Origin of the sequence: Commensalibacter communis, assembly GCF_947179015.1 — a bacterium.
Classification (GTDB): Bacteria; Pseudomonadota; Alphaproteobacteria; order Acetobacterales; family Acetobacteraceae; genus Commensalibacter; species Commensalibacter communis.
On the sequence record NZ_CAMXCM010000001.1, the window covers coordinates 577,178 to 590,585 of the forward strand.

A 13,408-nucleotide genomic window follows, 5' to 3' on the forward strand; every position below is an offset into this window, starting at 1 on the left:
TTGGATTAATGTCTTAACAAAATATAGTTAATGGTTAAATCCAGTTCAAAATGATCAGGAAGGTCAGGTGGAATTTTAGGTAGTTTTGCCCCTCTGAACATTCCTGTTATGGCAGCATCCAATGTATCAGATCCTGAAGAGTTGGTTAAGCTGACCGACAAGACATATCCATCTCTGTTTAAAGCAACGTGAACAGAGGCACTGCCATCTTCACCATTTTGAGCAGCTTCGGGTGGATAATATAGATGTTGTCTTATCCATGTATTAATCGCATCACCGTAATCATCGCTAACACCTTTGATACTGATTTTAGCAGCATAAGGAACATTGATTCTGCCATTTTTAACCAAAGGGCCAGTAGACATATCCATGCCTGAACGAGAACCCTGAGGCAATCTGCGTGTTGCTGCTTTACGTCTTGACTTACTAGGATTCTCACTGAAATCGAGTGTTTGCATATTTGCAAAGGGATTGTTGGATTGTTCTGGGGCAGGTTGTCGCCGACGTGGTTGTTGGCGAGGTGGTGTATAACGATAAGTATATTGGTGGTTTTTCGTTGGTTGTTTCTTTGGTGTTTGTTTTTGTTGTTGTGGGATAGGCATCGGTATTTCACCAACATCTGGAGGAAGCTCTTCAGTTTGTGGCTCTGGCGCAGTGACGCTTTGCTCTGGTGCTGGTGGTGGTGAAACCTCTGGTAACGCAGCAGGAGGTGGAGGCGGTGGAGAGGTTTCTCCTTCTTCACCACTCATGCCTTCGCCTGTTAACCCACTAGACCCTGTTGGAGTAGGCGCAAAAACAACATCAACAGGCTGTCCTTCGTTCGTGTTGCCCATCGGTTGAGCTGGAAATTTTAAGGTAGCTGCATATATACCGAGTAATACTAGACCATGAATAATAACTGAACCCGCAATATAAAAGATCATGGAATGCTGATCCGACTCACTACTATATAGTAGTGAGGAGGTTTTATTAAATATAATAGGGGATACGGTTAATGTTTGGTTAGTATCTTTATTGATGTAAGTTGTTGGTGTTTGTATTACTTGTTTGTTGAGTTTATCAAAAGAATTGCTGGCTGCGTAAGGCTCTTTACGTAGTAAGGGAAACCCCGCCAGAACACTCTTGTAATCTTTTGGTTTTTTTAAATAATGAGGTCTTAATGACAAATTTTGATTTAATTGGATTGAAATATTTGTCGGAGCAGGAACAACAGATCCACCAAAACGTTCATCGGGAGATGCCATAAGCGTTTTTTGATTCAAAGGTCTGTTGCTTTTTGTCATTCGCTTATCGATCTTTGCCTGTATTTGTGTTTGATAATATTATGTAATATATTTTTTTGATATTTGTATTTTCTTTTAAAAAACGCAATAGGAAAAAATTATGTTGGCTGAGAAATGGCAAAAAAAAATGCAAGAAGCAACTGATTTTTTATCTTTAGTTGATAAAGATCTTGCATTGGTCATACAAAAAGAAAAAAATTGTCGATTGCAGATCAAAGAAAAACAAGAACCATATTTTGCACTACTCGAAGCCATTGCCGGTCAACAATTGCATGCAAAAGCCGTTACAGCAATTTTAAACCGTTTAAAATTGTTTAATAACGGGCATTTTCCTAACCCAAAGCAATTATTAGCCTATTCAGATACAGAATTAAGAGCATGTGGTTTTTCTTTTCGTAAAGTAGCAAGTTTGAAACAATTGGCTGTGGCAACAATAGAAGGTCGGGTGCCTTCCTATTACCACGCTCAAACAATGTCAGATCAAGCGTTAATAGATTTATTGACACAATTGCCAGGGGTGGGAATCTGGACAGTCGAAATGGTGTTGATTTTTACACTAGGACGTTTAGATATCATGCCCGTGCATGATTTTGGTATTCGTGAAGGATGGAAAATCTGTAAACAATTATCCGAGCAACCTAAACCAAAAGAACTCAAAGAAAAAACAGCCTCTTGGAGTCCTTATCGGTCGGTTGGAGCTTGGTTTTTGTGGCGTGCTGTCGATCAAAAAAAACCAAAAGAGAAACAAAATCCACTGACGTTATAGATTGGATAAATCAAGAATCATTTTACCACTATGATGTCCAGCTTCCATAATTTCGTGAGCTTTGCGAACTTCAGATAATGGAAAAATTTGATGGATCAAAGGGGATATTTTCCGTGAGGAAAGCAACGGCCATACATGATGGTAAAGTTCTTTGGCAATATGTCCTTTAAACTCGTTTGAACGTGGTCGTAAGGTACTGCCACTCACGGTCAATCTTTTCGTTACAATTTTCGCCAAATTAACATCATTTGCCTTGATACCACCTTGAAAAGAAATAATGACTAAACGGCCATCTTCGCTCAAGACGTTGATATTTTGATTAAAATAAGCTGCAGCCATAATATCAAGGATAATATGAACGCCTTGTTTATTTGTTAATTCGTGAATACGTTCGACGAAATCTTCATTAGTATAATTAATATAATCCTTAGCGCCCAATCTTTTGCAAAGTTCTCCTTTTTCTTTACTGCCGACAGTGGTGTAAACGGTGGCTCCGAAATTACTGGCAAGTTGGATGGCTGCGGTGCCGATACCACCACTTCCGCCATGAATCAGGACGGTTTCTCCTGCTGTTAATTTTCCTATTTCAAATAGATTTGTCCAAACGGTAAAAAATGTTTCAGATAAGGCAGCAGCTTCGTGAACAGTAAAATCTTTTGGCCACGGAAGGCATTGTTGTTCAGGTACAGCGCAATATTCAGCGTATCCACCACCATTGGTCAAAGCACAAACGTGATCGCCTGGTTTAAAAATCGAAGCAGAGGGAGCAGATACAACTTCACCAGCGATTTCTAAACCAAGTAACGGGCTTGCTCCCTCTGGAGGAGGATATAACCCTTTACGTTGCATAATATCGGGACGATTAATACCCGCGGCCAAGACACGAACTAAAATTTCTCCTTCTTTACATGTCGGAATAGGTAAGGTGCTTAACGCAAGTTCTTCTGGCCCACCAGGATTTTGAACAATAATAGCTTTCATCTGTTGCGTGTTCATGTCATTTTACCTTTTGAAGAAAATATTATAAATTTTAGCTGCTTCGGAATACCAAATGAAGTAACTAAGATTTTTATCGTAGGTAATTAAAATGCTGTACGCAACCCCTTATGAATTAATACAACAGCTCCCTAAAGGATATCGGATATTGGGGATCGATCCAGGTTCTAAACAAATCGGATTGGCTTTATCGGATGTTACATTAATGCTGGCTTCCCCTTTTGCAACAGTCAAGCGGGGGAAGGTATCAGTTTTTGCCCAATATTTACAAGAATTGGCACAAAAAGAGCAAGTCGGTGGTCTAATATGCGGGTTACCGCTTTCTTTAGATGGTGATTTCGGCCCTGCTGCTCAGGCAGCGAGAGATTGGATTACTGCTGTTTCAAATGCCAGCCAGTTACCAGCTTGCTTATGGGACGAACGATTATCCAGCAGTGCGGTTAATCGTTTTTTAATCAATGAGGCAGATTTAAGTCGTAAGAAACGCAATGCAGTCGTGGATAAAATGGCAGCCAGTTATACGTTACAAGCCGCCCTTGATGCCTCTAAAAACCAGTAAGGGTATTTTTGGTAGCGGACGTTGCGCCCAAAGCATTTAGGTAAGAAACATATTGATCAATTTTTGATCGAGCATTTTCTAAGGATGTTTTGGGAAGCGGTTTATTCTTATCAAATTTTTGTCGAAATTGCATTAACGCTTGATAAGCGTCAGAGCGATATTGTTTGAGACGTGTGAATGATGCAGGATCAGGTTGCCCATAATTTCTTTTTTCGTAATCTTGATCAAGCGCGACAGCGTCATTATAGCTGTTTTGAACTTTCTCAATGGTTGTTAAGTTTTTATGAGACTGGCTGCATGCAATCAATAAACTACATAGAAAAAAAATGGATGCTGGTTTGTAAATCGAGCGATGGGGTGTCATTTTGCTTTAAATCATATAAGTTATGCCTGTCGTAAATACTATAAGAAAAATCTTGTTCAGAATATGATTATTTTGAATTGAACAATTTTATAATATTAACTGCGTTGTTCTTAAACGTATATTGCTTTTTTAAAAATATAAAATATGCTTTTGAAAACACAGTGGTTTTATAAAAAATTAAGAATGCTAAATTTTATTGATCTGATATTATCTAAATAATGTTTGTTGTTTACAAGAATTAGTTGGCAAAAAAGTCTCTTATAATTTTATTGTACAATAACACTATTATGTGAATTTCATAAATAAAGGAAAGAATTTAACCTATCGAAATAAGTTGTTTTCGAAAGGATGAAATATTGATGAAATTTCCTAAATTTGCTTTGAATCGGATTGTTGCACCTAAATTATCTTTTGATGATTATTTAAAATTATGTGCCTCGCTAAATATTGATGCGATTGAATTGCGTAACGATTTACCAGGAATTAATATTTTTGATAAATCGGAGCACTCATTTATTGTTGCAAAATGTCAGCAACATAAAATTGATATTTTAACCATTAATGCACTTTATCCTTTCGACGTATGGAATACTGAAAGAGAGCAACAAGCAGTCAAATTGGCACAAGTGGCGACTAATATTAAGGCAAAAGCAATCGTTTGTTGTCCTCTGAATGATAATGCTGATTCTCGGACGTCACAAGAACGAAAACAGGATTTACGTCAAGCATTAAAAAACTTGAAAAATATTTGTAATCATCATGGTTTGATGGCGTATATCGAGCCTTTGGGATTTCCTCAATCTGCACTACGTGCCAAAAAAGAAGCCGTTGAAGCTATTCGCGATATTGGTGGTGTAGGCACATTTAAATTAGTGCACGATACATTTCATCACCATTTAGCAGAAGAAACAGAGTTCTTTCCTGAATTAACAGGCATTGTTCATGTGTCGGGTGTTGTTGATCAAGATCTTGATATTTCAGAAATGTTGGATGCACATCGAATTTTGGTAAATCAGCAAGACATGTTAGAAAACATAGCGCAATTGAAACGGTTTAAAGAATTAGGTTACACCGGGTATGTCTCTTATGAACCATTTGCGGAGAGCGTGCATAATATGCAAGATATTGAGAACGAGTTGAAGGAAAGTATGAATTTTATACGTAATCACATTTAAAGCTCAGTAAATGCTTTTCTAAATTCTTGTTCAGGCAAAGCAATACCGATAAAAACCAATTCTGAAAAAGGCACTTCTGATTCTGACCAAGGCGATCCAAAATCACTATTATAAACTTGCTGTATTCCTTGTAGCAAAAGGCGTTCCGGGGTGTCTTTTATATAAAGAATTGCTTTATATCGTAAAAGCTGATCTTTGAAATTAACAAGTAACCTTTCAAAAAGTGGGGATAGAGTATGCAAGTCGAAAGGTTCATCTCTTCTTATAACAAAAGAGTTAACTTGTGCGTCTAACGGATTATCAGGTAACTCTTGGCACAAAAAGCTGGATTGAGAAGGTAAAGAAAAACCATCAAGTTGATCTAAGAGTGTTAAATCTAGTCGCCCATTAAAAATAGGATGAATATTTGCTCTGTTATTCATATAAGCAAGTTGTTTAAAAAAATCTTGATATGGTTTGTTTATCAGGTCAATTTTGCTTACTAAAATCAAATCGGCATAACCAATTTGGGCCTGTGTCACATGAAAATGTTTGAACTGATATGGGGCGTTGAATGCATCAACAACAGTAACAACGCCTTTAAGTTGAAAGTAGCTAGAGACATGATCGTGGGTTAAAAATGTTTTAATAATTGAACCAGGATCCGCCATCCCAGTGCATTCTATCATTAGTTGTGAAAATTGAATTTGATGCGTTTTTAATTGATTTATCAGCTGTATTAAAGTTATTTCTAATTCAGCATGGCTGTTGCAACAGATGCAGCCATTTTGTAGAGTCCTAATATGCAGAGATTGCTTCTCTTGTGATAAGACGATGCTATCTAATGCTGTGTTACCTAATTCATTTTCTATAATTGCGATTTTATGTGTCGTTTGATGATATAAAATATAGTTGAGTAAGGTTGTTTTTCCTGCTCCAAGAAAACCGGTTATTATAAATACAGGAATAGGAAAAATCATAGATAAACTCTTTGTTGCCGGTTAGGAAAATTATCCGTGATATTATAAATAAAACGCGAAATATAATAATATATTTCGCGTTTGCTTAAATTATTTAGAGATAAAAAGATTAGATAAAAATTTTTAATAAAACTATTTTACAAGCAATCTGTGCTGAAAGCACCTTTCCATTTTTCTTCGAATTGTGTTACTGCAATTGCAACCGCTGGGTCGGCGAGGAACAGATCAAATACTTCAGGAGATAAAGTAATACCTTTACAACCAATCAGCATACATTCCAAAGCTTGTCTTGGGCTTTTAAAGCTGGCTGCAATAAGTTCACTTTCTGGCGCATGCATTGATAATAGAGATTGAAGCTCAGAAACAACTTCTGGTCCGTTTCCTCCTTGCGCGTCGATGCGACTAACGTAAGGAGAGACATATTTGGCACCAGCAAGAATCCCCAGTAGACCTTGAGCTGAGCCATATACGGCAGTTGCCAATGTTGGTATATTCTGTGCGCTTAATTCTTTGATAACTTGCAGACCTTTTGGGGTTACAGGTACTTTTACAACCAGGTTATCGACACGTTCATATAGTTTTTGTGCATCAGTAATCATACCTTCCACTGAAGATGAAATAACTTGCGCGAAAAGTGTGCCTTTGCCACCCAAAGCATCTCTAATTGCAGGGAGCAGATCAAATAATTGCACTCTGCCAGTTGCAACAATTGCTGGGTTTGTGGTTACCCCCCAAACGGGGAACGTAGCTGCGATTCTTTTGATTGCTTGAACGTCAGAGGTATCTAAAAGTATTTTCATAGTCTCATAAGCCTTATATTGGAATTAAAAGAAATCAAAATAGTAATTTATATATTCGAACTAGTAAAAAACTGGATTTATAGAGAAAAAATATATTTAAAAGATTTATTTAATAAAAAAACAACGACATAATTGTCTTTCGTGGATTGTTTTTTTATTAACGATATTTTATTTCAAAAGAGCAAAAAGAATTAAATATTTTAATTACTTTAATAACGATTAGTTTAATCCAAAAAGGCTTTTTTGTTAAGACATAATTATTAAAAAAATCAATTTTTTGTGATGACCTAACAAAAAAGCTTACGATCAGGTTTTAGACAGAATAGTACATTTCAAACTCTACGGGATGAGGAGTATGTTCAAAGCGATATACTTCTTCCCATTTGATTTTTGCATAGCTTTCGATTTGATCTTTGGTAAAGACATCGCCAGCTAATAAGAAATCATGATCTGCTGCCAAAGCGTCTAATGCTTCACGCAAAGAACCACAAACGGTTGGAATTTCTTTGAGTTCTTCAGGAGGAAGATCATATAAATCTTTGTCCATTGCATCGCCAGGATGAATTTTATTTTTTATACCATCAAGACCAGCCATTAACATTGCTGCGAATGCAAGATATGGATTAGCTGTTGGATCTGGGAAGCGAATTTCAACACGTTTTGCTTTTGGGCTGGTTACATATGGAATACGGCAAGAAGCAGAACGGTTGCGAGCAGAATAAGCCAATAATACAGGAGCTTCAAACCCAGGGATTAAGCGTTTGTAAGAATTGGTTGATGGGTTGGTAAATGCATTTAGTGCTTTGGCATGTTTAATGATACCACCAATATAGTATAATGCTTGATCGGAAAGATCAGCATAACCATTACCAGCAAAATTAGGTTTACCATCTTTCCAAATTGACTGATGCACATGCATTCCTGTGCCGTTATCGCCATAGATTGGCTTTGGCATGAAGGTTGCAGTTTTTCCATAAGAATGCGCCACATTATGTACGCAATATTTATAGATTTGCATATAATCGGCAGAACGCACCAAAGTAGAGAATTCAATGCCTAATTCATGTTGAGATTGTGCCACTTCGTGATGTTGTTTTTCGATTGGAAGTCCCATTTCACCCATCGTTGTCAACATTTCTGCGCGAAGATCATTTTCGCTGTCTACTGGAGGCACAGGGAAGTAACCACCTTTAAGACCTGGACGATGTCCCATGTTACCTTCTGGATAATCTTTTAGATTTGAGCCAGGACCTTCGATGCTGTCGAGTTGATGAATTGCAAAATTAGGACCTGTTCCAAATTTAACATTATCAAAAATGAAGAATTCAGCTTCTGGACCAAAGAATGCAGTATCCCCAATCCCTGTTGATTTTAAATATTGCTCAGCAAGTTTAGCTGTTGAACGTGGGTCACGATTATAAGCAACACCTGTCGCAGGGTCAATAATATCACAAATCAAGATCAACTGTGGTTTTGCGGTAAATGGATCCATCACTGCGCTGGTTGGGTCTGGCATCAAAATCATATCACTTTCGTTGATTGCTTTCCAACCTTTGATAGAAGAGCCATCGAACATAATACCGTCCTCAAAGATTTCTGCTTTGATTGTGGTCACATATTGTGTTGTATGGTGCCATTTACCACATGGGTCAGTAAAACGAAAATCCACAAATTCAACTGAATTTTCTTGGATCATATCCATGACTTTGGAAATGGATTCTTCTCTGGAGATATTAGACATTTTTGATCTTTCCTGTGCCTTTTGACTTAAGAATATGAAAACTATAACGAGTTATCATCTAGAGTGTATTTTGAATGATTGATTATAATGCTTCTGTACCACTTTCGCCTGTGCGAATACGAATAGCATTTTCAACAGGCATCACGAAGATTTTTCCATCCCCGATACGGCCTGTGCGTGCTGTATTCATAATAATTTCTACGGCACGTTCCACCAATTCTTCACCGCAGACAAGTTCAATTTTAACTTTGGGTAAAAAATCGACAACATACTCAGCCCCACGATATAACTCAGTGTGACCTTTTTGACGCCCAAACCCTTTGACTTCGGTGACGGTAATGCCTTGTAAACCAATTTCTTGCAAAGCTTCTTTCACTTCGTCAAGTTTAAAAGGTTTAATAATAGCTTCAATTTTTTTAATCATTCAATTTCTCTTAAATAAAGTTAAGCAAATAATGTTTGCCTAGTTATTCAGATAGAATTTCATAGTTTCTATGGAGGATATTAAAGACCATTTTATAAGTGATTGTCTAGCAAAAATAATTACGTGTATTATTGCTTTTGATTAATTATTAGGCAAAATTTGACCAAAAAAAAGTCATACGAACATATTTTATGCAAGCAGAGCAGAATATTATATATGGTTTACGTTAGTTCGAATGAATTGCCTTTTTTGTAGTCAATTTTTTGTTTAAGTTCTGAAGTTATTTTTTACAGAAATTTTTTATATTTGTATGGAAATCAACAAAAATATTATTTTGATAGTAATTAAGGGTATAAATAGCCGTTTTGAAAGAGCTTATGCCTGTTCGAGTTGCAGAATCTCGTGCAGTTATGAATTGACACATCATTCTTTCATCACCCGAAAATGTATAAGGTAATATATTAGACATCTTTACAGCGACAAGCCAATCGAAGTTTTGTTCACCATATAATGGCAAAAACAATGGAATTCTTGATGCTAATTTTTTATTACTCTCTGACAGGGGAAAGGGGTTCAATACAAATATTTGAGCAGAGGATACGCCCGGCGTATGCCCAATATCATAATTAATATTTGTCATTATCATATCAAAAAAATGATTTTGGTCTTTAAGAAAATTCCCATAACTATAGCTAAATGAAAAGCAAAAACAGCAAAAACAAAAGTAGAACACATAATAAAGCGTTTTAGAAGCAAGGGATATTATATAAAAGGATAATACCCATAAAAATGATATTGCAATTAGCAGACGTACATCACTGATATCCGTTTTAAAGAGAAGACTGGCACCTTCGGCTGTTAACAAAAAAACGATATAAAGTAAGCCAACTATTAAAAAATTAACGACAACTTCAATGGGTTTAATCTGTTTTGTCTTAATTTGTTGATAATGAAAGATAAAAAAAGACAGTAAAGTAATCACCGCAGTTATATATAAAAGATAGTGGATATTGAAAAACAATAATTTAATATAGGAGATTGTTTGTAAAATATTGGTTTTTACGTTTGATAAGCTAATGACTATGCGGCTAGCAGAACCATCGAATAAATATGGATATATTTGTTTGTAAATAACACAAAAAAGCAAATAGATACTCAGGCTAATGATTGCTTTTATGTATATTTTATCGTTATGATTCCAACCATTTTGCAAATAATAAATAAATAATACAAATACCAGAGCGTTTACATATGTTCCAATAGTTGTTTGATATGAAAATATGATGATAAAAGTCAGTAGCGCCGTTAATGGAATATAGTATTTATTTTGTATAATGAGCAATGCAGAGATAATAGCACAACAGGTTGCAATCGTCATGGGAAGACTGTCGTAGCCAAAACTCATATTCTGAAGATAAAAAGGGTTTAAAAAAATCAAAGAAATCAAAGAGCAAGAATAGAAATTAATTATTTTAAAAATTGTTTGTGCAGCATAAATAACAGTAAAAGCAATGCATACAAGAGATAAAAGCTGCGTTAAAGGCGCAGTATAAATGCCATCTGAAAAAGTAAAAAAATTTATAATCCACTTGCTGATAAACCGTCCTTCGTCAACCCAACCTAAATTGAGGAACAAAGCGCGGATATAATCGTCTCTGTATTTGATATCTAATGAGATAACGGGATAGTAATAGAAATAAAAAAAAACAAAAACAAATAACAGATTGAATTTATTCTTTATGACAAATTGCTTCATTTGAATTCTCTATTTTCACCCCTCAATATATTGAGTATAATCTATATACTAAGTTCTTTGTTTTTGAAATAAAATAGGTAAGGGGATAATAGGCTTTATACTGTCTTATTCATTATAGCTGCTGTGAACGATTGATTTTAATCATAGTATATAAGGCAATAGTGAAAACTCATTTAGTTATTATCATTTGTCGCCCTTTTCACGGTTGAATTGTAAAATCTTTTTCTTTGGTTGACTTTCCTTTATTTAACGAGTGTTGTGCCTACTTGTTCAACGGATTGTATCCGAATTTCTTATGAAAAGAGATTAATGCGATCATTTGCGAGGTGAATTTTCTGGGGATTCTAACAAGAATAATGTAATTGAATTAAATCAACGACTAGACCAGTATTGTATGGGAACCGATTAAGCCTTAACTCAATTGACAAAGAAATATCACGATAATCCAAAAATTATTCAAAGGATATGAGAGTCCTATTGAATCTTCAGATCAACGAAAAATTTCTTTTCATGATTATCCAGTGACAATGTTCAAAGGGAATATTCGAATTCCAAAAGGATATACGCACAAAAACGCTGGCTGGGTTGATGAAATGAATAAAATTGTCGATCCATTAAAAATCAATTTTACAGGTCAATATTATATTGCGTTACACAGCTGCGGCGCACAATGTCGATACTACACAGTTTTCAACCTTCAAAATGGGCAAGATTTATCAAAACTTGCTGAGAACTTACCATCTAGTCCAGAAAGTGAATAAAAGTATTTCATTCATTTAGATTATCAAACGAATAGTCTGTTATTGAAATTACGTTATTTTAAGGATTTTCATACAATAAAATTCACACCTTGTTTGTAATTAGAGATGATAAATTAGAAAAATTGAGTCAATGTCCAATAATATCATAATAGATAATATCGAGGTTTTACTTACCGATTTTCTGGATTGTAATATGAAATTACTACTTAAGATACGGTTAGAGCATGATCTTGATCAGGGTTTGATTAAAGAATACCTGCACTTATTAAATAAGATTTGTATAAATTATGAAAGCGCCCAAATGCTTCCTAAAGTGCTAGTCAATGCGTTGATAAATGCTCGTGATACGATTGAGGGTGCAATAGGATACTTTTTGACAGAGGATGATCGTCAAAAGATGAAATATTTAAGTTTAAACTTTTATAGATTAATGGAGCGGGTTTTGTCAGAAGAATAAATGTTCTAGTTAAATAGAAGTAATAATTGCTTTTGTAGATAGTATTATATTAATTTACCTTTATATTTCATAAATTATAAGGAATTCATTAATGAAATTGGTAAATAAGACCTTATTATTTGCAACTTGTATACTATCTTTTACGAGTTATTCGTATGCTCAAAATGCAGCTGTCGAACATAAAGATACTACTGTTTTAGAACAACAAGCAGAAAAGAATGACGCCAAGGCACAACTTGATTTGGGAATGATATATTTGACTGGGCAAGGAAAACCAGTGGATTATGTAAAAGCCAAAGAGTTATTGGAAAAATCAGCCAATCAAGGAAATGCAAGAGCCCAAGATGAGTTGGGTAATATGTATTATGAAAATAGAGGCGGTATTAAGGACTATGCAAAAGCTAAAGAGTTATATGAGAAAGCAATAGCTCAAGGAGATGCAAGGGCTTTGGCTGATCTTGGTTGGCTGTATTATAATGGTCAAGGTGTTGCTCTAGATTATGACAAGGCAAAAGAGTTAATTGAAAAATCGGTAGAAAAAGGGGATGCTCGTGGTCAGGGAATCCTGGGGATTTTATATTCCGAAGGTAAAGCTGTTCCACGTGATTATGCCAAGGCTAAAGAATTATTCGAAAAATCAATTGCACAAGGATATTTACGCTCAAAAAATGGTCTTGGATTATTATATGATGAAGGCAAAGGTGTTACAAAGGATTATGTGAAAGCTAAAACATTATATGAAGAGGCTGCCAAATATGGCAGTATAAGCGCAGTAAATAACATTGGTTTTATTTATTACGATGGTAAAGGTGTTCCTCGAAGCTATAAAAAAGCAATGGAATACTTTAATAAGGCACTTGAAATGGGATATGAAGGTGCAGAAAATAATCTTGCTATTATGTACTACGAGGGGAAAGGCGTTCAAAAAAATTTGGTAAAAGCCCGAGCTTTATATGAAAAAAGTGCACAAAATGGAAGTATAGAAGCCCAATCGAACTTAGGGATAATGTATTTGAATGGTCAAGGGGGCGTGCGAAATTATAGTAAAGCTAAAGAATGGTTAGAAAAAGCTGCCAATCAAAAGAATGCAGTTGCACAAACACAAATGGGTGGAATGTATTTCGAAGGTAAAGGTGTAAAACGGGATTATTTTGAAGCCAAAGATTGGTTTGAAAAAGCCGCTAAACAAGATAATGGTGAAGCACAATTTATTCTTGGCTTTATGTATTATCAAGGTAAGGGCGTTCCAAAAGATAAAGCAAAAGCAAAAGATTACTTTAAACAAGCATGTTTAAATAAAGAGCAACGTGGTTGCCAGTGGTATAGCAAGTTTAAATAAAACGACAAAGAAGCAGTTAAAAACTGCT

14 protein-coding genes are annotated in these 13,408 nt (G+C 35.4%); 6 read left to right on the top strand and 8 right to left on the bottom strand.

Features of this window, described 5'->3' with window-relative positions; translation table 11 throughout:
* Positions 1–5: 5 nt before the first annotated feature.
* Positions 6–1,283, bottom strand: a complete 1,278-nt coding sequence (locus PQG54_RS02725; protein ID WP_271789003.1) for an energy transducer TonB — start codon at positions 1,281–1,283, stop codon at positions 6–8.
* Positions 1,284–1,383: 100 nt separating this feature from the next.
* Here PQG54_RS02725 and PQG54_RS02730 point away from each other — a divergent pair, with 100 nt between their 5' ends.
* Positions 1,384–2,049, top strand: coding sequence for a DNA-3-methyladenine glycosylase family protein (locus PQG54_RS02730; RefSeq protein WP_271789002.1), 666 nt, complete (start codon positions 1,384–1,386; stop codon positions 2,047–2,049).
* Here PQG54_RS02730 and PQG54_RS02735 read toward each other — a convergent pair.
* The gene (locus tag PQG54_RS02735; protein ID WP_271789001.1) at positions 2,044–3,045 is read right to left on the bottom strand and encodes an NAD(P)H-quinone oxidoreductase; all 1,002 of its coding nucleotides are present in this window, start codon (positions 3,043–3,045) and stop codon (positions 2,044–2,046) included. The genes PQG54_RS02730 and PQG54_RS02735 overlap by 6 nt on opposite strands.
* A 91-nt stretch (positions 3,046–3,136) precedes the next feature.
* Here PQG54_RS02735 and ruvX point away from each other — a divergent pair, with 91 nt between their 5' ends.
* Entirely contained in the window at positions 3,137–3,604 is a 468-nt protein-coding gene (gene ruvX, locus PQG54_RS02740) for a Holliday junction resolvase RuvX (protein ID WP_271789000.1), read from the top strand.
* On the opposite strand, the gene PQG54_RS02745 is transcribed toward ruvX, so the two are convergent.
* Positions 3,591–3,968, bottom strand: coding sequence for a hypothetical protein (locus PQG54_RS02745; RefSeq protein ID WP_271788999.1), 378 nt, complete (start codon positions 3,966–3,968; stop codon positions 3,591–3,593). The two genes, ruvX and PQG54_RS02745, sit on opposite strands and share 14 nt — an antisense overlap.
* Before the next feature lie 359 nt (positions 3,969–4,327).
* Between PQG54_RS02745 and PQG54_RS02750 the strand changes: the two genes are divergently transcribed.
* Positions 4,328–5,143 (top strand): TIM barrel protein, encoded by an 816-nt coding sequence (locus PQG54_RS02750; RefSeq protein ID WP_271788998.1) that lies wholly within the window; start codon positions 4,328–4,330, stop codon positions 5,141–5,143.
* Here PQG54_RS02750 and PQG54_RS02755 read toward each other — a convergent pair.
* From PQG54_RS02755 to PQG54_RS02775, 5 genes are all read right to left on the bottom strand, one after another.
* Complete coding sequence (locus tag PQG54_RS02755; RefSeq protein WP_271788997.1) at positions 5,140–6,102, bottom strand: GTP-binding protein; 963 nt, start codon at positions 6,100–6,102, stop codon at positions 5,140–5,142. The two genes, PQG54_RS02750 and PQG54_RS02755, sit on opposite strands and share 4 nt — an antisense overlap.
* 137 nt (positions 6,103–6,239) lie before the next feature.
* Positions 6,240–6,902 (bottom strand): transaldolase family protein, encoded by a 663-nt coding sequence (locus PQG54_RS02760; RefSeq protein ID WP_271788996.1) that lies wholly within the window; start codon positions 6,900–6,902, stop codon positions 6,240–6,242.
* Positions 6,903–7,215: 313 nt separating this feature from the next.
* Positions 7,216–8,643 (bottom strand): type I glutamate--ammonia ligase, encoded by a 1,428-nt coding sequence (glnA, locus tag PQG54_RS02765; protein WP_271788995.1) that lies wholly within the window; start codon positions 8,641–8,643, stop codon positions 7,216–7,218.
* Positions 8,644–8,725: 82 nt separating this feature from the next.
* Complete coding sequence (locus PQG54_RS02770; RefSeq protein WP_271789526.1) at positions 8,726–9,064, bottom strand: P-II family nitrogen regulator; 339 nt, start codon at positions 9,062–9,064, stop codon at positions 8,726–8,728.
* Positions 9,065–9,347: 283 nt separating this feature from the next.
* A complete protein-coding gene (locus tag PQG54_RS02775; protein WP_271788994.1) occupies positions 9,348–10,823 on the bottom strand; it encodes a glucosyltransferase domain-containing protein in 1,476 nt (491 codons plus the stop codon).
* A 521-nt stretch (positions 10,824–11,344) separates the two neighbouring features.
* On the opposite strand from PQG54_RS02775, the gene PQG54_RS02780 reads away from it, so the two are divergent.
* From PQG54_RS02780 to PQG54_RS02790, 3 genes are all read left to right on the top strand, one after another.
* Positions 11,345–11,584, top strand: coding sequence for a hypothetical protein (locus PQG54_RS02780; RefSeq protein WP_271788993.1), 240 nt, complete (start codon positions 11,345–11,347; stop codon positions 11,582–11,584).
* Positions 11,585–11,777: 193 nt separating this feature from the next.
* Entirely contained in the window at positions 11,778–12,041 is a 264-nt protein-coding gene (locus PQG54_RS02785; RefSeq protein WP_271788992.1) for a hypothetical protein, read from the top strand.
* A 91-nt stretch (positions 12,042–12,132) separates the two neighbouring features.
* Positions 12,133–13,380, top strand: a complete 1,248-nt coding sequence (locus tag PQG54_RS02790) for a tetratricopeptide repeat protein (protein ID WP_271788991.1) — start codon at positions 12,133–12,135, stop codon at positions 13,378–13,380.
* Positions 13,381–13,408: the final 28 nt, after the last annotated feature.

What these genes read in the sequence shown, in the direction of transcription:
- PQG54_RS02725 (WP_271789003.1), bottom strand. Translation starts at nt 1,283, where the DNA reads ATGACAAAAAGCAACAGACCTTTGAATCAAAAAACGCTTATGGCATCT.
- PQG54_RS02730 (WP_271789002.1), top strand. Translation starts at nt 1,384, where the DNA reads ATGTTGGCTGAGAAATGGCAAAAAAAAATGCAAGAAGCAACTGATTTT.
- PQG54_RS02735 (WP_271789001.1), bottom strand. Translation starts at nt 3,045, where the DNA reads ATGAACACGCAACAGATGAAAGCTATTATTGTTCAAAATCCTGGTGGG.
- ruvX (WP_271789000.1), top strand. Translation starts at nt 3,137, where the DNA reads ATGCTGTACGCAACCCCTTATGAATTAATACAACAGCTCCCTAAAGGA.
- PQG54_RS02745 (WP_271788999.1), bottom strand. Translation starts at nt 3,968, where the DNA reads ATGACACCCCATCGCTCGATTTACAAACCAGCATCCATTTTTTTTCTA.
- PQG54_RS02750 (WP_271788998.1), top strand. Translation starts at nt 4,328, where the DNA reads ATGAAATTTCCTAAATTTGCTTTGAATCGGATTGTTGCACCTAAATTA.
- PQG54_RS02755 (WP_271788997.1), bottom strand. Translation starts at nt 6,102, where the DNA reads ATGATTTTTCCTATTCCTGTATTTATAATAACCGGTTTTCTTGGAGCA.
- PQG54_RS02760 (WP_271788996.1), bottom strand. Translation starts at nt 6,902, where the DNA reads ATGAAAATACTTTTAGATACCTCTGACGTTCAAGCAATCAAAAGAATC.
- glnA (WP_271788995.1), bottom strand. Translation starts at nt 8,643, where the DNA reads ATGTCTAATATCTCCAGAGAAGAATCCATTTCCAAAGTCATGGATATG.
- PQG54_RS02775 (WP_271788994.1), bottom strand. Translation starts at nt 10,823, where the DNA reads ATGAAGCAATTTGTCATAAAGAATAAATTCAATCTGTTATTTGTTTTT.
- PQG54_RS02785 (WP_271788992.1), top strand. Translation starts at nt 11,778, where the DNA reads ATGAAATTACTACTTAAGATACGGTTAGAGCATGATCTTGATCAGGGT.
- PQG54_RS02790 (WP_271788991.1), top strand. Translation starts at nt 12,133, where the DNA reads ATGAAATTGGTAAATAAGACCTTATTATTTGCAACTTGTATACTATCT.